Here is a 19,913-nt window from a genome sequence, read left to right as displayed (position 1 = left end):
GAATGATGTTGTTCAACAACTAATTTTACACATTCAAGCTTTAATGCAAAATTATACTTGACTTTTCTTTCCATAAAAATACCCCCAAATAGTGTCTAACTTTTTGGGGGCAGTGCAAAACAAGATGGGATTTTTTTATAAGTAGTAATTCAAATTGAAAATTAATCAAACTCTGAAGTGAAAAATAATTTCACTGTTGGAAATTTGCTTTGTGTCATTTGTATCGAGAAGTCAGAATCGGCTAAAAATACTAATTGACCGTATTTGTCTTTGGCCAGGAATTTTTGTTTGATACGTTTGAACTCGGCGAATTCCTCGTTTTTAGCATCATCCGGTTTCACCCAGCATGCTTTGTAAGCAGGAAAATTTTCATAAGTGCATTTTGCTCCGTATTCGTGTTCCAAACGGTATTGAATAACTTCATATTGTAGCGCACCTACTGTTCCGATTACTTTACGGTTATTCATTTCCAGTGTGAATAACTGTGCAACACCTTCATCCATTAATTGGTCAACACCTTTTTCCAGTTGTTTTGATTTTAATGGATCTGCATTGTTGATGTATCTGAAATGCTCCGGAGAAAAGCTTGGGATTCCTTTGAAACTCATTTGCTCTCCTTCTGTTAATGTATCACCGATTTTAAAATTCCCGGTATCGTGCAATCCTACAATGTCGCCAGGATAGGAAATGTCGACAATCTCTTTTTTCTCAGCAAAAAAAGCATTTGGACTGGAGAATTTCAGATTTTTCCCTTGACGGACGTGTAAATACGGCTTGTTTCTTTCGAAAGTCCCAGAAACAATTTTCACGAATGCCAGACGGTCTCTGTGTTTCGGATCCATATTGGCGTGGATTTTAAACACAAATCCGGACATTTTTTCTTCTTTTGGGTCAACCAATCGGGTTTCAGATTCTTTTGGTCTTGGTGTAGGAGCAATTTCAACAAAACAGTCTAAAAGCTCACGAACTCCAAAATTGTTTAATGCTGAACCGAAAAATACAGGTTGTAATTTTCCATCCAGATAATCCTGCCTGTCGAATTCAGGATAGACTTCGGTGATTAATTCCAGTTCTTCCCGAAGTTTATCTGCCGGTTTCTGTCCGATAATTTTTTCCAATTCAGGACTTTGGACGTCACTGATGGCAATGACATCTTCTATGTTTTTTCGACTGTCACCACTAAAAAGATTGATGTTTTTCTCCCAGATATTGTAAATACCTTGAAAATCATATCCCATTCCTATAGGAAAACTCATGGGAGTTACGGTTAGTCCTAATTTTTTTTCGACTTCATCCATCAAATCGAAGGCGTCTTTTCCTTCTCTATCCAATTTGTTAATGAAAACCAGAATCGGAATTTTACGCATTCTGCAAACAGCTACTAATTTTTCTGTTTGCTCTTCGACTCCTTTTGCAACGTCAACAACTACGATGACACTGTCTACTGCTGTTAAGGTTCTAAAGGTGTCTTCTGCAAAATCCTTATGTCCCGGAGTATCTAAGATGTTGATTTTTTTGTCGTGATAATTGAATGCCAACACCGATGTTGCCACGGAAATTCCTCTTTGGCGCTCAATTTCCATGAAATCGGAAGTAGCACCTTTTTTGATTTTATTATTTTTTACTGCCCCAGCTTCCTGTATCGCTCCTCCAAACAACAATAGTTTTTCAGTCAATGTGGTTTTTCCGGCATCAGGATGCGATATAATTCCGAAAGTTCTTCTACGCTCTATTTCTTTTAAGAAACTCATGTTTTAAAATTTTGGCAAATATACGGAATACATTATTCTTTGCCATGAAGTTGGTAATGGTAATTTATTTCTGAACGATTGTTTCTATATTTACATTATTAAACCGTTTAATGTAGTATCTGTGAAGTATTCTGTAAATAGAGTAGTACTGTTCTTTTTATTATCATATAATGTGGCTCTGTACGCACAGCAGGAATCTCAATTTACACAGTATATGTATAATACAAGCAGTATTAATCCTGCTTTTGCCGGTTCAAGAGAAGTGATAAGTGTTTTAGTGATGCACAGATCACAATGGGTTGGCCTTGATGGGGCTCCGGTCACAAATACGCTTGCAGTACATTCTCCAATAGACAGCAATATGAAATGGGGCTTGGGTTTATCAGTTGTCAATGACAGATTAGGGCCGTCAGATGAAAATACGGTTTCGGTTGATGTAAGTTTTGCTGTGCCAACTTCTGAAAGATTTAAACTTGCTTTCGGATTAAAATCGACATTGAATTTTCTGAACGTTAATTTTAATAAATTAAAAGAATACAATCCGGCAGATCCACTGCATGGGAGCAGAAATAATATCGATAACAGATTTTTTCCTAATCTTGGTTTTGGAGTATATTGGTATTCTGACAAGGCATATTTGGGCTTTTCGATCCCTTATTTACTCGAAAAACACTATTATGATAACAATGTTCAGTTAACGGCAAGTGAGAGAATGCATTTGCATGGAATGTTCGGATATGTATTTAGTTTGGATCCCAAAATTAAATTTAAACCGGCCGTATTGACAAAAATAGTGAAAGGAGCACCGCTGCAATTGGACTTGTCAGCTAATTTTTTATTTTCTGAAAAACTGACTTTAGGAGCAGCTTACCGATGGGATGCCGCCGTAAGTGCTTTGGCCGGATTTCAGATTTCAAATACCTGGCTGATAGGTTATTCCTATGACAGAGATGTGACCAGGTTGGGGAATTTCAATCAAGGCTCACATGAGATTTTTCTCAGATATGAGTTTTTTAGGTCTTATGATAGGATTAAATCGCCTAGGTTTTTCTGAAATTGTTAATCTTCTCGGGTATTTTCTTTTTTCAAATATAATTTTTTGTTAATACATAGCGATATAGTTGTATAATGTATCCGAATTGTTATTTTTGTTCGTTAATAAAATTTGACCAAAAAAAGATTGTAAATAAAACCGAAAATGAATATTAATAAAATAATTTTAGGACTTGCATTAGCTTTAAATTGTGCTGCTTTTGCTCAAACCGAAAAAAAAGAAGTTCTTTTTACTGTTGATGATAAACCATACTATACAGATGAGTTTTCAAGAGTTTACAAGAAAAACCTGGATTTAGTTAAAGACGAATCCCAAAAAGATTTGAATCAGTATTTAGATTTGTACATCGGATATAAGCTTAAAATTAATAAAGCAAATAAATTAGGATTACAGTACAATACTAAATATATCAATGAGCTGAAATCATACAGAACACAGCTTTCTAAAAATTACACTTCTGATATTAAAGTAACCAAGGCCTTGATTGATGAAGGTTACATCAGATACCAAAAAGAAATCAGAGCATCTCATATACTGATTACACTTGATGAAAATGCAACTCCCGCAGATACTCTAAAAGCATATCACAAAGCACTTGATGTCAGAAAAAAAGCATTGGCTGGTGAGAAATTTGAAGATTTAGCGGTAAATTTTTCACAAGATCCTTCAGCTAAAGAAAATAAAGGTGATTTAGGTTATTTTTCGGCTTTTAGAATGGTTTATGCTTTTGAAACAGCTGCTTTCAAGACAAAAAAGGGTGATATTTCAATGCCTGTCCGTACAAGATTCGGTTATCATGTAATAAAGGTAGTTGATTCACGTGACAATCGTGGTGAGATTTCTGTTGCCCATATTATGATTTTAAAGCCTACATCAAACAATCCGGCGGATACAGATAAAGCAAAATCTACAATTCAAGATATTTATACCAAGTTAAAACAAGGGGAAAACTTCGAAAACCTGGCTAATCAATTTTCACAAGATAAAAACTCAGCTTCAAAAGGAGGTGTTTTGCCGCGTTTTGGTTCAGGCCAACTTAGTTCTGAAGAATTCGAGAATGTGGCTTTCGGTTTATCGACACCAAACAAATATTCTGAGCCTTTTGAAAGTCAGTTTGGATGGCATATTGTGAAATTAATTGAAAAATATCCAATAAAGAAATTATCTGAAATGGAACGTGAATTGGATACGAAAATCAGAAAAGATGACCGTTCCCGATTAATCACAAATTCGCTTACATCTAAATTACGTAAAAAATATACTGTAGTTCGAGATGAGAAAATGTACGCAAAGATAAAAGCGTTAGTTACAGATAAATATTATACCGGGAGTTGGTTACTTCCTTCAAACATGAAGGATTTCAATGAAACGCTGGTAACTATTGATTCAAAATACGAAGTAAAAGCATTTGCATTTTTAAAAGCACTAGAAGGATTGCAAAAAGCAGAATCAAAATTGAAGCCAATCAGCAAACTGGTTGATTTTTATTATAAAGATTTTGAAGACACACAGTTGAATATTTATTACAATGATAATTTAGAAAAAGAGTTTCCTGAGTTTTCAAATGTGATGGATGAGTACCGTGACGGATTGCTGCTTTTTGATTTGATGGAAAGAGAAATTTGGAACAAAGCAAAACAGGATACATTGGGCTTAAGCAATTATTTTAAAGAAAACCAGTCTAAATACCAATGGAAAACCAGAGTGGAAATTCTGACAGCTTCTTCAACTAAAGAAGATATTGCAAAAGCGGCAAAAAAACTCTTTAAAAAAGACCAGACTGCAGATGCTATTAAAGGAGTATTAAATACGAATGATGCTGTAAATGTTATGATTAAGCAGGAGATTATTGAAGAAGGTGCCGATAATATGCCGAAAAACATAACGTTCAAAAAAGGCATTTCTGACATCTACAAAGAAGGAGAATTCTATTTTGTAAATAAAGTAGAAAAAGTATTGCCGGCAGGTCCAAAATCTATTGATGATGTTCGTGGGAAGGTCATAAATGATTATCAGCAATATCTGGAAGATAACTGGGTTGCTGAACTTAAAAAAGAATTTAAGGTTGAAGTAAATAAAGATGTTTTTGAAAAAATAAAAGCTTCAATATTAAAAAATAATTAACGACGTAAATACAAAAAATGAAAATTTCAAACATTAGAATCAATTTAATAATAGCACTTTCGGTATTTTCTTTAGGAGCTTTAGCTCAGGGGAAAAAGCAAAAAGTAGATGGCGTTGTGGCAGTTGTAGGGGATTATGTTATTTTAGATTCGGATATCGATAAAACGTATATTGAGCTTTCAAGCCAAGGTGTCGATACAAAGGATATTAAACGTTGTGAAATGCTGGGCAAATTATTAGAGGATAAATTATATGCTCACCAAGCCATTCAAGATAGTATTGTAGTTACTGATTCTGATGTAAATTCGAAGCTGAACGAGCAAATTGGATATATGGTGGAACAATTGGGTTCCATGGAAAAAGTAGTTCAGTATTTCAAAAAAACAAGTGAGCAGGATTTCAGAGCTGAACTTTTTGATATTATCAAAGAGAACAAATTAACGGCAGAAATGCAGAAAAAAATTGTTGATGAAGTCAGCATAACCCCTGAAGAGGTTCGTGATTTTTTCAAAAAAATACCAAAAGATGACTTGCCTGTTTTTGGTGCCGAAATGGAATTAGCTCAAATCGTTGTAAAACCTAAGGTTTCCGAAGAAGCAAAGCAAAAAGTAATTGATCAGTTAAAAGGATTCAGAAAAGATGTTCTTGAGAATGGCGCTAGCTTTTTCAGTAAAGCAGTTTTATATTCCGAAGATCCGGGATCCAGATCAAACGGAGGGTTCTATAAAATGGACCGTAGAACACAATTTGTAAAAGAGTTTAAAGATGTAGCTTTTAGTTTGAATGAAGGTGAAATTTCAGAACCTTTCGAGACGGAATTCGGTTACCATATTATTTACCTTGAAAAAGTAAGAGGACAGGAAATTGATTTGCGTCATATTGTAATTGCACCGAAGGTAACGCCTGAAGCTTTAAAAGAAGCCAAAGAAAAAGCAGAACTTATCCGCACAAGAATTTTAAGTAAAGAAATTACTTTTGCTGAAGCTGCCCGTACAATGTCTGATGAAAAAGAAACTCGTAATGATGGTGGTGTTTTAACTAATCCGAAAACACACGATACTCGTTTCGAATTAACTAAAATGGACCCGTCTTTATACAGTCAGGTGACTAATCTGAAAGATAATGAAGTTTCATTGCCGGTTGTTGAAGAAGATCGTACTGGTGGGAAATTTTATAAAGTGATGACGGTTACTAATCGTTATGAAGAGCATACGGCAGATTATTCTAAAGATTACGGACGTTTGAAAGAATTGGCTTTGAAAGAAAAACAAATTAAGGCAATTGCTAAATGGTCTGAAGAAAAAATCAAAGAAACGTACATAAAAATCAATGGTGAGTACCGTGATTGCGCATTTACCAACAATTGGTTAAAAAAATAAATTTTTATTAATTCAGAGAAAGAGTTAGTTTTATGATTTCATAGTACTAACTCTTTTTTATTTAAAATATAATCAAAATGTCTGATGTTGCCGCCATTCAAAATCTGGTTCAAAAACAGAAAGAATTAAAACAGGAAATTGCTAAAATTATAGTAGGTCAGGATGATGTGGTAAACCAGATCGTCTTGAGTATTTTTTCGGGTGGGCATGCCTTATTGGTTGGTGTTCCCGGATTAGCAAAAACATTGATGGTAAATACCATTTCTCAAGCATTGGGGTTGGATTTCAAAAGAATTCAGTTCACACCGGATTTGATGCCTTCCGATATACTGGGAAGTGAAATATTGGATGAAAGCAGGAATTTTAAATTCTTAAAAGGACCTATATTTTCAAACATCATTCTTGCAGATGAGATCAACCGTACACCGCCAAAAACACAAGCGGCTTTATTGGAAGCTATGCAGGAAAAGTCGGTGACCATCGCTGGGCAGCATCATAAACTCGACTTGCCTTTCTTCGTATTGGCAACTCAAAACCCTATCGAACAGGAAGGGACTTATCCGTTACCTGAAGCACAGCTGGATCGATTCATGTTTGCTATTAAGCTCGACTATCCTTCTTTTGCAGAAGAAGTTCAGGTGGTCAAAAGTACCACTAGTGATTTTTCAGAACAGGTAAATCCATTATTTACAGCGCAGGAAATTATCGATTTTCAGCACTTGATCCGTCGTATTCCGGTTGCAGATAATGTGATTGAATATGCAGTGACTTTGGTTTCAAAAACGCGTCCTGATAACCCGCTGTCAAATGATTTTATTAAAAATTATTTAGATTGGGGAGCAGGACCGAGGGCTTCGCAAAACTTGATTTTAGCAGCTAAAACTAATGCAGCGCTAAATGGGAAATTTTCTCCTGATATTGAAGACGTACAGGCTGTGGCAACTGGAATTCTGCGTCATCGTATTATTAAAAATTACAAAGCAGACGCCGAAGGAATTTCTGAAGAAATGATTATTAAGAAGTTATTTTAATTGCTAATTGTTCTTTTAATTACCTTTATACCAGTATATTAAATTTTTTTAAATGAAGAATAGCATTGTCTTGACAAGAATTAAACTTATTGTTTGCTTGTCAATTGTATTTTCTTTTCATGCTGTGGCACAATTGCAATGGCATCCGATAACATCTATTCCGGCCAATACAGATGCACAGCGTTTCGATGATGTTTTTTTTCTCGATGCTAATTTAGGTTGGGCTTTGGGTGGTGGTCATGCGGTTGTATATAAAACCATTGATGGAGGCACGACCTGGACTCCGCAACTTAGTGAATCGGCTTTAGGGTCTAATTATTATTTTAGAAATGTAGAATTCTTAACTCCTGAAATTGGATTTGTTGGAACTTTAATTAATAATAAATTTTTCAAAACCACCGATGGAGGAACCACATGGAGCCTGGTTACCAATATACCCACTGCGCCAAAGGCTATCTGCGGTTTAGATGCTGTAGGGACTTCAACGGTTTATGGATGCGGGGCTTATTTCGGACCTGCATTTATAATCAAATCTACTGATAGCGGTGCTACATGGCAATATACAAATATGGCGGCTTATGCTACCGGTTTGGTTGAAGTTGTGTTCCTAGATGAAAATGTCGGATATGCAGCAGGTAAGAACAGTACAGGTGCAATTATTTTAAAAACATTGAACGGAGGAACTACTTGGACGCAGATCTATAACTCAGGGATTGCAGGCGAGTATGTTTGGAAGATGCAGATCCTGCAGGGAAATTCAAATGTTCTTTTTGGAGCAGTTGAATCAATAGCGCCTAATCCAGGAAAACTGATTAAATCAACAGATGGCGGAACTATCTGGGTTTCAAAAAATGCCCCTGAAACAGATATTCAGGCGGTTGGATTTGTAACCGAAAACCACGGCTGGATGGGAGGTCATAACACTGGTTTTTATGAAACACTGGATGGCGGCGATACATGGACAAACTTGAATGTCGGAAGTAATCTTAATCGAATTTTTATTGTCAACGATAACCTGGCGTATGCTTCAGGTACAACAATCTATAAATACAATGATGTCAATTTAGACACGGGCGATTTTCAGGAAACAGGCAGAGTACCTCTTATTGCTAAAGTACAGCCCAACCCGATTACTGACAAACTGAATATTTCGATTGATTTTACCGATGTTGATAATTTAGTAATCGAACTCTATAATTCATTAGGAAAGAGAATCAAAGAACTGAAAGTAGATACCATTGATAGGAAGGGGCGTAAAACATATTCATTCAATTTTCCGTATCCTTCCGGGATTTATTTCGTAAATCTTCATACAAATACCGGCAGGCAATCTGTTAAAGTGATCAAATAATTTTGATTTTAGTGACTGTTTCGGATCAATGACAAAGATCTGGAAATATAGAATTCTCTTTTTTCAGATACTATATTCATAATTTAGTAATATAAATTACTATTTTTAAGAATTCTTAAATTTTTGATATAAAATTAAGATTTCATTGAAGTATATCTATTAAAATAGAATGTTTATAAATAATAATTCTTTAAAAAGATCAAATAACTAAAAATTTTTTATTCCGTTAGGAATTTGTAAATTTGTGTGATTTTAATAAAAACAAACAAGTCTAATATAACTTATTCATACTATGGCATTTGATATAGAAATGATTGAAAAAGTGTATGCAAACATGGCAACTAGGGTGGATAAAGCTCGCGAATTAGTTGGCCGTCCGCTAACACTAACAGAAAAGATTTTATACACGCACCTTTGGTCAGGGACTCCTACAGGAGTTTATAAAAGAGGAGCAGATTATGTAGATTTTGCCCCAGACAGGGTAGCTTGTCAGGATGCAACAGCACAAATGGCATTGTTACAGTTTATGCATGCCGGAAAAAATAAAGTAGCAGTTCCAACAACGGTTCACTGTGATCACTTAATTCAGGCGAAAGTCGGAGCAAAAACGGATTTAGCTGTAGCAAATTCACAGTCAAAAGAAGTTTTTGATTTCCTTTCTTCAGTGTCAGATAAATACGGAATCGGTTTCTGGAAACCGGGTGCCGGAATTATTCATCAGGTTGTTTTAGAAAATTATGCATTTCCTGGAGGAATGATGATTGGAACTGATTCACATACTGTAAATGCAGGTGGTTTAGGAATGTTAGCTATCGGAGTTGGTGGAGCAGATGCAGTAGATGTTATGTCTGGAATGGCTTGGGAATTGAAATTTCCAAAACTTATCGGTGTAAAATTAACAGGTAAATTAAATGGATGGACTGCGCCAAAAGACGTAATCCTTAAAGTAGCTGATATTCTTACCGTAAAAGGAGGAACTGGAGCAGTTGTTGAATATTTCGGAGAAGGTGCTTTAAATATGTCTTGTACCGGTAAAGGGACAATCTGTAATATGGGTGCTGAAATCGGAGCAACAACTTCTACATTTGGTTACGATGATTCTATGAGAAGATATTTAGCGGCTACAGACCGTCAGGATGTTGTGGATGCTGCTGATAAAGTAGCTTCTTACCTGACTGCTGACCCTGAAGTATATGCTAATCCGGAACAATATTTTGATCAGTTAATCGAAATTAACCTTTCTGAATTAGAGCCTCATATCAACGGACCTTTTACACCGGATAGAGGAACTCCTGTTTCAAAAATGAAAGCAGAAGCTGCCGCTAACGGATGGCCTTTAAAAATAGAATGGGGATTAATCGGATCTTGTACGAACTCTTCGTATGAGGATATGGCTCGTGCTGCTTCAATTGTAGAGCAAGCTGTAGCTCACGGAATTACTCCAAAAGCAGAATTCGGTATCAACCCTGGTTCTGAACAAGTTCGTTACACTATCGAAAGAGACGGAATCATCGCAACTTTCGAAAAAATGGGAACTAAAGTATTTACCAATGCTTGCGGACCATGTATCGGACAATGGGATAGAGCCGGTGCTGACAAAGGGGAGAAAAACACCATCGTTCACTCTTTCAACCGTAACTTCTCAAAACGTGCTGACGGTAACCCAAATACACATGCTTTTGTAACGTCACCGGAAATGGTAGCTGCTTTGGCAATTTCAGGAGATTTGAGTTTTAATCCGCTTACTGATACGTTGTTAAACGATAACGGTGAAGCTGTAAAATTAAACCCGCCAACAGGAGACGAATTGCCTAGCAAAGGGTTTGATGTAGAAGATGCTGGTTTCCAGGCGCCGTCTGAAGATGGTAGCGGAGTTCAGGTAGTGGTTTCTCCAACATCGGATCGTTTACAGTTATTAGCGCCTTTCTCACCTTGGAACGGACAAAATATTACAGGAGCCAAATTGTTAATCAAAGCTTTCGGAAAATGTACAACTGACCATATTTCTATGGCCGGGCCTTGGTTGCGTTTCCGTGGTCACCTGGATAACATTTCTAATAATATGCTAATTGGTGCTGAAAATGCATTCAACCAAAAAGCAAATTCAGTTAAAAACCAATTAACAGGTGAATACGCTGAAGTTCCTGCTGTTCAAAGAGCTTACAAAGCTGCCGGAGTTCCTGCAATTGTTGTGGGTGATCATAACTATGGTGAAGGATCTTCTCGTGAGCATGCGGCTATGGAACCTCGTTTCTTAGGAGTGAGTGCTGTATTGGTAAAATCATTTGCCCGTATTCACGAAACCAACTTGAAAAAACAAGGAATGTTGGCTTTGACTTTCGCAAACGAAGCAGATTACGATAAAATCAAAGAAGATGATACAATCAATTTCGCTGATTTAACGGAGTTTGCTCCAGGAAAACCATTAACATTGGAATTCGTTCATGCTGATGGTTCAAAAGATATTATTTTAGCAAATCATACGTACAATGCAGGTCAAATTGGCTGGTTTGTAGCAGGTTCTGCTTTAAATCTTATTGCTGCTGGTAAAGCTTAATTTACGTTTTTAATATAAAAATGAAAACTTCCGGTGCAAGCCGGGAGTTTTTTTATTTTGATTTTCTTATCTTGTGAAAAAATAATTTTCTTCATTATTGAAGCCAAAAAAAATTCCCCCCAATGAAATTTTATAAGCTTTTTACTTTTCTTTTCGTTTTAATGTCCTCAGTAGTTTTTTCACAGGAAAAAATTAAGCACAGCGTTGCAAAAGGGGAATCCGTTTATAGCATCGCCAAAAAATACCAGGTCAAGCCTTCCGAAATTTTGGAGTTGAATCCAAAAGCAAAGAAGCTCTTGAAATTGAACATGGTCTTATTGGTACCTAACCGAAATTATAAGCCGGAGGAAATCGCAAGTGTAAGTGCTGCTGAACCGGTAATCCACGAAGTTCTGGCGAAAGAAACATTATACGGAATTTCCAAAAAATACAAAATAAGCATCGATAAAATCAAAGAGGCTAATCCTACAATTGAAACGGAAGGATTAAAGCTGGGCGCCAAAATAACGATCCCGTCTGCTGCTGAAACGATAACTCCGCCGACTAAGAATGTGGCTGTAACCGAAATAAAAGCGCAAGTAAAAACAACACCTAAACAGGAAGTAGCTCCAGTGGCTGAAAGCCAAAATAACGGTGAAGAGATAGTGCATCAGGTGTTGCCAAAGGAAACGAAATACGGAATCTCAAAACGCTATAAAATCAGTATTCAGGAGCTTGAAAAATTAAATCCTGAGATTGCTAACGGACTTTCGGTGGGTCATAAATTGATTATCCGAAAAGGAACTCCATCGGAAACGGTTCACAACCAAACAGTTTCTCCACAGATAGAAGAAGAGGAAGAAGAAATAGAAGTGGGAACGAGTTCCTCTCAAATTAAAATTATAGAGATTAAAGAATCTGAGCCTGCTCCGGTTGCTGAAGTGGCACCACTTTCTCTGGATAATATGTCTAAAGCAGAATTCCTGATTGCCAAAGCTTCCGAAAACCTAGGAGCGAGATACAGAAGCGGATCAACAGGAAATGGAGGGTTCGATTGTTCAGGTTTGATGTTTGCCACTTTTAAAAACATCGACATGACGCTGCCAAGATCTTCTCATGAAATGGCTGCCGGTGCAGGAGTAAAAATAGACAGAACACAAGCCCAAAAAGGCGATCTGATCTTTTTTGCAACAATGGGCCGTGGCCGTGTAAGTCACGTAGGAATGGTCACCGAAATACTGGAAGATGAAATCAAATTCATACACTCTTCAACCAGTGCAGGCGTAATCATCTCCTCAACAAGGGAACCGTATTATGCCAAGCGTTTCGTTCAGGTAAATCGTGTTCTGAATTAATTACTTCTGATTTCTTGAATTCTAAATTTCACTATTTTCTCAATTAAATCATAGTTATATTGCGTAAATACAATTAAAAAAAAGTATTGCTGATTGCAATAAGCGTTACTGCAAAGTTGTTGTGATTAGCTTTGTTTTTCAATTTTAATAGCCAAGCTCTTTAAGTTTCTTTTTTACATCAACTGCAGTTTTGTATTTTGCTTTGCTAACATCATTTTTCCTCTCAAAATCACTAAAAGTGCTGTGAAATTCTTTCAATCGTTCTAATTGGATTGGAGGATTATTAAAATTTGTATTGTCATAAATGTAAGTCCAATATGATTTTCCTAGTATTTCACTACCATCCATCATAGGAGAAGAATACATAACTGCTAATTCTTTATCCGTGTCTTTATCTGCATTAACAAAAAACACACTTTCGATGAAGATTCCATCCAAAGAAGAGTCTGCAGACCCATCAATGTAGATGCTTTTAAAAACATTTTTTTCCATTTCTATAAATACTTGCCCAAAGGAATTATATTTTTTAAATTCATTTAAAGTTTTAGATTTATAAAAGACAATAATGGTTTTTGTTTTATTGTCCCAAAGGGAAGTTTCAACAACTTTACCGATTATTTTACTTTGATTTGGTAAAATTCGATCTGCAAAATCTGAAGCAGTTTCGTTTTCATATCTCAAAAAAAATGATTTTTCTTCTAACTTACCAGAAGTTTCTGTTACACCGAAATTATCATATATTTTTGTGATTAGTGTTCTTTCAGTATTAGTATATTTAAAATAATTGATAACCAATTCTTTTTCAGGGTCAGTGTCAGTATTGGAAAAATAAATGCGTTCCAGTTTGAAGTCGTCTGTATAATAGGAGTCAATAGGGATTTTACGGTATGAATTGGCTGAAATTTCAACATATGCAAATATCATTATTGTAGTGTCGGATATTTTTAAGCTAACTGCTTCATTTCTGTAAAAGACAAAAATCACATTATTTGATGAAGTATTGTCAAGATGAGTTTCAATAACATCTTTGTCTTCTAAATCCCAAGTATATCTATATTCTGATTCGATGGGTTTTAATCTGTTCGCAAATTCTAAAGCAGTTTCTTTAAATAGTCTTTTATGTTCTTGACTGAATAATTTTGTAGATAAAAAAAGAATTAAGATAAGATATTTTAAATGCTTCATTTTTTAAACTTATTGTAGCGTTCCGTAGGCTTCGCTCAGGTGAGAATTGTATTACTATTGTTCACAAATATATCGAAAAGATTGAAAGAGAAAGCCAGAAAATAGGACGAAAGTGTAACACTAGCGTATCACACATCCTTTAAAAGCAAGTATTTCGCTTTTGAAAGAAGCACAAGGGCTCATAAATAAGTATTGTTGTTTATTTCAGTGGCAGTTTCATTAGTATATCCGTCTGCGCGTCATTTCCAACAACAAAAGTATGCGTGTCAAAAGCAGTAAAGCCATTCTTATTGTAAAAACCAATAGCCTTTTTATTTTCCTCCCAAACCCCAAGCCAGATATAATCAAGACCATGAAGTCTGGCTATTTCCAAAGCCTTACCGAAAAGAAGCTGTCCTGCATGTTTGCCATGAAAGGCCGCAGCCACATAAATCCGTTCAATCTCCAGCGAATGGTTGTCCTGTAATTCGGTTTGTGCCGTTTCAAAATTGACTTTCAAATACCCTATCACGTCCAAACCGTCTTTGAGCAAGTAAAATTCCGAATCCTGATGGTTCATTTCCGCGGTTAATTTCTGAAGAGTAACATGCTCATCCAAATACAATTGCATGTTTTCCTCCGAATTGTCTTTGGCGAAAGTCTCATAAAACGTACTACGGCTAATGGCAACAAGGGTTTCCAAATCCGCAAGAGTCGCTTTTACTATTTCAAAAACCTGAATTTCCATAACAAAGGGTTTATAGTATCAAATATAAAAAATCTGATTCAATTTCTCAAAAAGGATGCCCAATTCCTTATCTTTTGTGGTTTAATCCAACTAAAATAGTGTATTAAATGTTACTCCATTCTCTGAGTAGCCATCAATAAGAAAAACAACCCTAGAGCAAATAGTAATCCAAAAAGGTTAATAATCAATATCCCTAAGTTTTTTTCGTATTTCTTTTTGAAAGCTAAAACTGAAGTAATAATCAGCATGTTTATCAGCAGCGTTATTGGAAGTAAAGTTAATCCGCCTCGCATAGAACCGAAATTTTCCCGGATAGTTATAAATGAAAATGGTAAAAAATAAAGATTCAGTAAGAGAATCAATGTGGCAAATAGTCTATTTACTATTCTCAAAGCGTTTTATTTAGAGTTTTTCTGTCGAACGAATGTATGAAATAAAGTATTTCATGCTTTTGTTCCGATTTCTTTTTTTAACGAGATCCCAATGTAAATTGATAAGAGTAAAATCAGGATTGTCATGATAATTCTTGCCATCGAAACACCCGAAATAACATAAGCTACTGCCGTGCTGGTGCAATTCAGTATAAACATAAGAAGTAGCATGCCTTCATAATTAAGAAGAACTTTGTTTCGTTTCATCCGATTGAAAAGAAAAACAATACTGCAAAGTAAAACAACGCCATTCCATAAATAGAATTTATCATTGAAGAAGCTTTTTGCATTTACATATTTTTCTATAATCAAATAACATTGTAACAAGCCTATAAATCTCCAATAGAAAATGGTACGATTCTGTTTCATTCAAAGTGTTTTTTTACTGTTTCAATTTTATTGTATTGCATCAAAAGTAACAAAAAAATCCGCTTCGATTTCTCAAAGCGGATTTTCTATTTTATAAGGTCAGACCCTGATACTAGTAATAAGTAAAACGTCTTACTTTAGCAATATATTTAGCCAAACGAATTACCTGGTGGCTGTATCCGTATTCGTTATCGTACCAAACGTACAATACCACGTTTTTACCATCGGCAGAAACAATTGTTGCATTACTGTCATAAATAGACGGAGCAGAAGTTCCTACAATATCAGAAGATACTAATTCGTTGTTCAATGAATATTTAATTTGCTCTACTAATTCACCTTCCAAAGCGTATTTCTTCATGATGTTGTTTACATCTTCAACAGAAGTTGCTTTGCCTACTTCAAGATTTAAAACAACAAGTGAACCATTTGGAACAGGAACACGAATCGCATTTGAAGTTAATTTTCCAGCTAAACTTGGTAATGCTTTTGCAACGGCACTTCCAGCACCGGTTTCAGTAATAACCATGTTTAAAGCAGCAGCACGGCCACGACGGTATTTCTTGTGCATGTTATCTACTAAGTTCTGGTCGTTTGTATACGCATGGATTGTTTCTAAATGCCCTTTAACCACGCCCAAAGTGTCTTCAACAGCTTTAAGGATAGGAGTAATGGCGTTTGTTGTACAAGAAGCAGCAGAGAAAATATTTACTTCGTCAGGGTTGTACTCGTTTTGGTTTACACCATGAACAATATTTGGAACGCCTTTACCAGGAGCAGTCAATAAAACTTTATCTACTCCTTTTGAAGTAAGGTGTCTCGCTAAAGCTTCCTGCGTAGTAAAAGCACCTGTGTTGTCAATCACTAAGGCATCGTGGATTTCGTATGCAGTATAATCAATATCTTCCGGCTGGTTTGCTGTAATGATATGAACTGTTGTTCCGTTGATGATTAACGCATTGTTTTCAACATCAGCTACAACTGAACCTTGAAAATCACCATGAATTGAGTCGTAACGCAATAAAGAAGCTCTTTTCTCTAATGTAGTAGCATCATTCTTGTCACGGGTCACAATAGCGCGCAAACGCAATTGATTTCCTTTACCCATTTTAGACATTAATTCTCTTGCCAATAAACGTCCAATACGTCCGAAACCGTACAAAACAACATCTTTCGGATGAATGTCGCTGGTTTCTTTTGCATTTTTTAATTTGTCGATAACAAATGCTTTAGCATCGTCATATTTGTTGTCTTCCAAGTGAAACTCGTAAGTCAATTTACCAATATCCAGTTTTGAAGGTGGTAAATCCAATGAAAGTATTGCTCTTGCAATTTCTACAGAATCAAATACTGAAATAGGTTTGCCTACAAACTCTCCTGCATATTCGTGAAGATTGATAATATCGCTTACATTTCTGTCGATTAACTGGTTTCTGAATAATACCATTTCGATAGATTTGTCATACCACAAATCACTGATGATTTTAATTAATTCTACTCCAGCTCTTCTTCTGTCAGCCTGAAAAGCTATTTCTTTTTCGTAAACCGTTGTGTTGCTCATTCGTTTAGGTAAAAAAGGTTATTATTTTTTATGGTGCAAAAGTACCAATTTCAAATGTTTTCATAAAACTATTTCTCAGATTTTTTGCATAAAAAAACCGGCTCTGGTCTTTGAAAACCGAGCCGGCTAATTAGTGTAAGCATTTCATTTATAATAAGAACCTCAATAATTGGCCATTGGCCGTAATCAATTCTATTTGTGAACGTTGGTTTTCTCCTTTTCGGGATAAAACTTTGGTGATTGTTTCAATATCGGTTGCTTTAATGTTGTCAACACTCAAAATGACAGCGCCTTTAAGTTGGTCGGCATAAGCAGAAAGTTCTTCGTTTGTGATGTCATTAATTTTTACACCATAATTAATTTTAAATTTCTTCTTATCTGCTGCATCAATGTCTTCCAATTCAAGGCCTTTCAAATCATAATTGATCAATTCTCTTTTAGTCAGTTTTACAGGAATTGTGATGTTTTTCTCATTGCGCAGAATACCGACTTTTATCTCGTCATTAGGACGTTTGGTGTTCACATAATTAGTCAGATCTGCAAAAGACATAATGCTTCGGTCGTCCAGTTTTACAATAATATCGTCTTTCCTTAAACCACTTTTTTCAGCGCCGGAATTCTTAGTTACGTTTCCGATTAAAACGCCTGTGGTTTCTTTAATACCTAATTCTTTAGAAACAGCACTGTTCAATTCACGGGCTTCAATTCCTAAAACACCACGCTGCACATTGCCATATTCCATCAGGTCTTCCACTATTTTACGGGTCAGATTTGAAGGAACAGCAAAAGAATATCCTACGTAGGAGCCTGTTTGTGATGAAATCATCGTGTTTATTCCTATCAGCTCGCCACGAGTATTCACTAATGCTCCACCGCTGTTTCCCGGATTTACGGCTGCATCGGTTTGAATAAAAGATTGAATACCGTTGTTTGACAAATCTCTGGCTTTCGCCGAAACGATTCCTGCTGTTACAGTCGAAGTCAAATTATACGGATTTCCAACAGCCAGAACCCATTCGCCCACTTTTATAGTATCAGAATTTCCAAAAGTAGCATAGGGAAGTTTTTCATCCGATTGTATTTTCAGTAATGCAATATCCATTTTGCTGTCAGTTCCGACCAGTTTGGCTTTGTAAGTCTTGTTGTTATTTAATGTCACTTCCAGTTCGGTGGCATCTTTAACTACGTGATTGTTTGTTACAATATACCCGTCTTCACTGATAATTACACCTGAACCGGTACCAACCTGCGTTTGCTGACCGCCGCCACCTGCTCTCGAACCATAGAAATATTCCATGATCGGATCGTTTGGCACATTGTAAACGGTTAGGTTTTTTACGTGTACAACAGTATGAATGGCATTATCGGCAGCAACAGTAAAATCGGTGTTTTCTCCTGTAAGTCCGACTGTTCTGGCAAAATTTTCTCCTGCAACAGATAATTTAGATTTTGAAGCGGAATGATCTTCGATAAATAATTTGTAAGCTCCCAGCGTTGTTGCGCCGCTTAACAAAGACACAAAAAATAAACTTGCAAATTTTTTCATAACTATATAATTGTTTGATGTTAAATACTAAACGTAAATTTAAAATTTTGTTGTATTCATAAATCGAGTTTAACGCCCGTTTAACAACATTTAACGTATCATTAATATTTGTAACTTTGTATAGATTTATTTTTGTTAAATATCTGAATTTACACTAAATGCAATTTTATAAATACGAAGGAACCGGGAATGATTTTGTCATGATTGACAATCGGATGCTGCAATTCCAAAAAGACAATACAGAACTTATTAAGAAAATTTGCGACCGCCGTTTTGGTGTTGGAGCTGATGGCTTAATATTGCTGGAAAATGATGAATCTACGGATTTTAAAATGGTTTATTATAACTCCGACGGGAATGAAAGTTCCATGTGTGGTAACGGAGGGCGTTGTCTGGTGGCTTTTGCCAAAAAATTAGGAGTAATAAGCAATCAGGCAGTTTTTATTGCTGTTGATGGTCTGCACAACGCAACGATTGATGAGAATGGCATTGTTTCATTACAAATGAAAGATGTTGATGAAGTTCATGAGCATGAAAATCATGTTTTCCTGAACACTGGCTCACCGCATCATGTTCAGTTGGTTGAAGATTTAAATATTTTTGATGTCCGAAATGAAGGCGCAAGAATACGTTACAGTGATTTGTACGGAAAAGCGGGAAGCAATATCAATTTTGTTTCACAAACAGATGAGAATAAATTTGCTTTACGAACCTACGAACGCGGTGTTGAAGACGAAACACTTTCATGCGGAACCGGAGCGACAGCTGTTGCTATTGCGATGAAAGCTACCGGGAAAACGGAAAGTTCGGTTATTCAACTGCGTGTAGAAGGTGGAGAACTGGAGGTTTCTTTTATAGAGAAAAACGGCTTTTTTACTCAGGTTTTTCTAAAAGGACCGGCAACTTTTGTTTTTGAAGGAAATATGAAACTTAATTAAACACCACCCTGAGAACAATCGAAGGGCAATCAGATGGTTACACTAAAAGGAATTACAATCAATTTACGTGCTCTCGAACCCGAAGATCTGGACTTTGTTTATTCTATCGAAAATAACGAATCAATCTGGGAGGTGAGTAATACACAAACACCCTATTCGAGGTTTTTAATCATGCAGTATCTCGAAAATGCGCATCAGGACATTCATCAGGCCAAACAGTTACGGTTGGTAATTTGTAAAAATGACACTTTTGAAGCTATCGGATTAATAGATTTATTTGATTTCGATCCGAAAAATAACAGAGCAGGCATAGGAATTGTCATTGAAAATAAGAAAGACAGAAACAAAGGTATTGGAAGTGAGGCACTTTCACTCCTGATAAAGTATGCTTTCAATCATTTAAACTTACATCAATTGTTTGCAAATATTGGGAGTAATAACGAAGCAAGTTTGAAGCTTTTTACTACTTTTGGATTTCAAAAAATTGGAACCAAAAAAGACTGGAATTATCATCAGGGAAAATACTTCGACGAAGAGTTGTTTCAGTTGATTCATAAAAATCATTAAAAAAATTA

General features: G+C 35.9%; 16 protein-coding genes. 9 read left to right on the top strand and 7 right to left on the bottom strand.

What is annotated here, in order from left to right:
• Positions 1 to 161 precede the first annotated feature (161 nt).
• Positions 162 to 1,751 (bottom strand): peptide chain release factor 3, encoded by a 1,590-nt coding sequence (locus ACRDEC_RS08705; protein ID WP_431497946.1) that lies wholly within the window; start codon positions 1,749 to 1,751, stop codon positions 162 to 164.
• Between the two features lie 121 nt (positions 1,752 to 1,872).
• Between ACRDEC_RS08705 and ACRDEC_RS08700 the strand changes: the two genes are divergently transcribed.
• From ACRDEC_RS08700 to ACRDEC_RS08670, 7 genes are all read left to right on the top strand, one after another.
• A complete protein-coding gene (locus ACRDEC_RS08700) occupies positions 1,873 to 2,805 on the top strand; it encodes a PorP/SprF family type IX secretion system membrane protein (protein ID WP_431497945.1) in 933 nt (310 codons plus the stop codon).
• A gap of 144 nt (positions 2,806 to 2,949) precedes the next feature.
• Entirely contained in the window at positions 2,950 to 4,929 is a 1,980-nt protein-coding gene (locus ACRDEC_RS08695) for a peptidylprolyl isomerase (protein ID WP_431497944.1), read from the top strand.
• A 17-nt stretch (positions 4,930 to 4,946) separates the two neighbouring features.
• Positions 4,947 to 6,308 (top strand): peptidylprolyl isomerase, encoded by a 1,362-nt coding sequence (locus ACRDEC_RS08690; protein WP_431497943.1) that lies wholly within the window; start codon positions 4,947 to 4,949, stop codon positions 6,306 to 6,308.
• A 77-nt stretch (positions 6,309 to 6,385) separates the two neighbouring features.
• Positions 6,386 to 7,339, top strand: coding sequence for an AAA family ATPase (locus tag ACRDEC_RS08685; RefSeq protein WP_431497942.1), 954 nt, complete (start codon positions 6,386 to 6,388; stop codon positions 7,337 to 7,339).
• Positions 7,340 to 7,391: 52 nt separating this feature from the next.
• Positions 7,392 to 8,690, top strand: a complete 1,299-nt coding sequence (locus tag ACRDEC_RS08680; protein WP_431497941.1) for a YCF48-related protein — start codon at positions 7,392 to 7,394, stop codon at positions 8,688 to 8,690.
• A 292-nt stretch (positions 8,691 to 8,982) separates the two neighbouring features.
• Positions 8,983 to 11,247, top strand: a complete 2,265-nt coding sequence (locus tag ACRDEC_RS08675; protein WP_431497940.1) for an aconitate hydratase — start codon at positions 8,983 to 8,985, stop codon at positions 11,245 to 11,247.
• Between the two features lie 122 nt (positions 11,248 to 11,369).
• On the top strand, positions 11,370 to 12,581 hold the full coding sequence (locus ACRDEC_RS08670; RefSeq protein WP_431497939.1) for a LysM peptidoglycan-binding domain-containing protein: 1,212 nt from the start codon (positions 11,370 to 11,372) through the stop codon (positions 12,579 to 12,581).
• Positions 12,582 to 12,725: 144 nt separating this feature from the next.
• Here ACRDEC_RS08670 and ACRDEC_RS08665 read toward each other — a convergent pair whose 3' ends face one another.
• From ACRDEC_RS08665 to ACRDEC_RS08640, 6 genes are all read right to left on the bottom strand, one after another.
• Positions 12,726 to 13,766 carry a hypothetical protein gene (locus ACRDEC_RS08665; protein WP_431497938.1) on the bottom strand — a complete coding sequence of 347 codons (1,041 nt, stop codon included), beginning with the start codon at positions 13,764 to 13,766 and terminating at the stop codon, positions 12,726 to 12,728.
• Between the two features lie 199 nt (positions 13,767 to 13,965).
• Positions 13,966 to 14,493, bottom strand: a complete 528-nt coding sequence (locus ACRDEC_RS08660) for a GNAT family N-acetyltransferase (protein ID WP_431497937.1) — start codon at positions 14,491 to 14,493, stop codon at positions 13,966 to 13,968.
• 110 nt (positions 14,494 to 14,603) lie between these two features.
• Positions 14,604 to 14,885 carry a hypothetical protein gene (locus ACRDEC_RS08655; RefSeq protein WP_431497936.1) on the bottom strand — a complete coding sequence of 94 codons (282 nt, stop codon included), beginning with the start codon at positions 14,883 to 14,885 and terminating at the stop codon, positions 14,604 to 14,606.
• Between the two features lie 51 nt (positions 14,886 to 14,936).
• Complete coding sequence (locus ACRDEC_RS08650) at positions 14,937 to 15,293, bottom strand: hypothetical protein (protein ID WP_431497935.1); 357 nt, start codon at positions 15,291 to 15,293, stop codon at positions 14,937 to 14,939.
• A 112-nt stretch (positions 15,294 to 15,405) separates the two neighbouring features.
• Positions 15,406 to 16,854, bottom strand: coding sequence for a glyceraldehyde-3-phosphate dehydrogenase (locus ACRDEC_RS08645; RefSeq protein ID WP_431497934.1), 1,449 nt, complete (start codon positions 16,852 to 16,854; stop codon positions 15,406 to 15,408).
• Positions 16,855 to 17,002: 148 nt separating this feature from the next.
• Positions 17,003 to 18,400 carry a S1C family serine protease gene (locus ACRDEC_RS08640; protein WP_431497933.1) on the bottom strand — a complete coding sequence of 466 codons (1,398 nt, stop codon included), beginning with the start codon at positions 18,398 to 18,400 and terminating at the stop codon, positions 17,003 to 17,005.
• A gap of 158 nt (positions 18,401 to 18,558) precedes the next feature.
• Here ACRDEC_RS08640 and dapF point away from each other — a divergent pair, with 158 nt between their 5' ends.
• Positions 18,559 to 19,338: a diaminopimelate epimerase gene (dapF, locus tag ACRDEC_RS08635; protein ID WP_431497932.1), complete on the top strand. Its 780-nt coding sequence runs from the start codon at positions 18,559 to 18,561 to the stop codon at positions 19,336 to 19,338.
• Positions 19,339 to 19,371: 33 nt separating this feature from the next.
• The gene (locus ACRDEC_RS08630; protein WP_431497931.1) at positions 19,372 to 19,905 is read left to right on the top strand and encodes a GNAT family N-acetyltransferase; all 534 of its coding nucleotides are present in this window, start codon (positions 19,372 to 19,374) and stop codon (positions 19,903 to 19,905) included.
• The last annotated feature ends 8 nt before the right edge of the window (positions 19,906 to 19,913 follow it).

The organism is Flavobacterium sp. (genome assembly GCF_050696275.1).
Classification (GTDB): Bacteria; Bacteroidota; Bacteroidia; order Flavobacteriales; family Flavobacteriaceae; genus Flavobacterium.
Note: the sequence above shows the minus strand (reverse complement) of the source record. Positions and strands in the feature narration are given on the sequence as shown.

Coding starts and splice junctions, on each gene's coding strand:
- ACRDEC_RS08695 (WP_431497944.1), top strand. CDS start 2,950: ATGAATATTAATAAAATAATTTTAGGACTTGCATTAGCTTTAAATTGT.
- ACRDEC_RS08640 (WP_431497933.1), bottom strand. CDS start 18,400: ATGAAAAAATTTGCAAGTTTATTTTTTGTGTCTTTGTTAAGCGGCGCA.
- ACRDEC_RS08670 (WP_431497939.1), top strand. CDS start 11,370: ATGAAATTTTATAAGCTTTTTACTTTTCTTTTCGTTTTAATGTCCTCA.
- ACRDEC_RS08660 (WP_431497937.1), bottom strand. CDS start 14,493: ATGGAAATTCAGGTTTTTGAAATAGTAAAAGCGACTCTTGCGGATTTG.
- ACRDEC_RS08685 (WP_431497942.1), top strand. CDS start 6,386: ATGTCTGATGTTGCCGCCATTCAAAATCTGGTTCAAAAACAGAAAGAA.
- ACRDEC_RS08675 (WP_431497940.1), top strand. CDS start 8,983: ATGGCATTTGATATAGAAATGATTGAAAAAGTGTATGCAAACATGGCA.
- dapF (WP_431497932.1), top strand. CDS start 18,559: ATGCAATTTTATAAATACGAAGGAACCGGGAATGATTTTGTCATGATT.
- ACRDEC_RS08645 (WP_431497934.1), bottom strand. CDS start 16,854: ATGAGCAACACAACGGTTTACGAAAAAGAAATAGCTTTTCAGGCTGAC.
- ACRDEC_RS08705 (WP_431497946.1), bottom strand. CDS start 1,751: ATGAGTTTCTTAAAAGAAATAGAGCGTAGAAGAACTTTCGGAATTATA.
- ACRDEC_RS08690 (WP_431497943.1), top strand. CDS start 4,947: ATGAAAATTTCAAACATTAGAATCAATTTAATAATAGCACTTTCGGTA.
- ACRDEC_RS08650 (WP_431497935.1), bottom strand. CDS start 15,293: ATGAAACAGAATCGTACCATTTTCTATTGGAGATTTATAGGCTTGTTA.
- ACRDEC_RS08680 (WP_431497941.1), top strand. CDS start 7,392: ATGAAGAATAGCATTGTCTTGACAAGAATTAAACTTATTGTTTGCTTG.
- ACRDEC_RS08665 (WP_431497938.1), bottom strand. CDS start 13,766: ATGAAGCATTTAAAATATCTTATCTTAATTCTTTTTTTATCTACAAAA.
- ACRDEC_RS08630 (WP_431497931.1), top strand. CDS start 19,372: ATGGTTACACTAAAAGGAATTACAATCAATTTACGTGCTCTCGAACCC.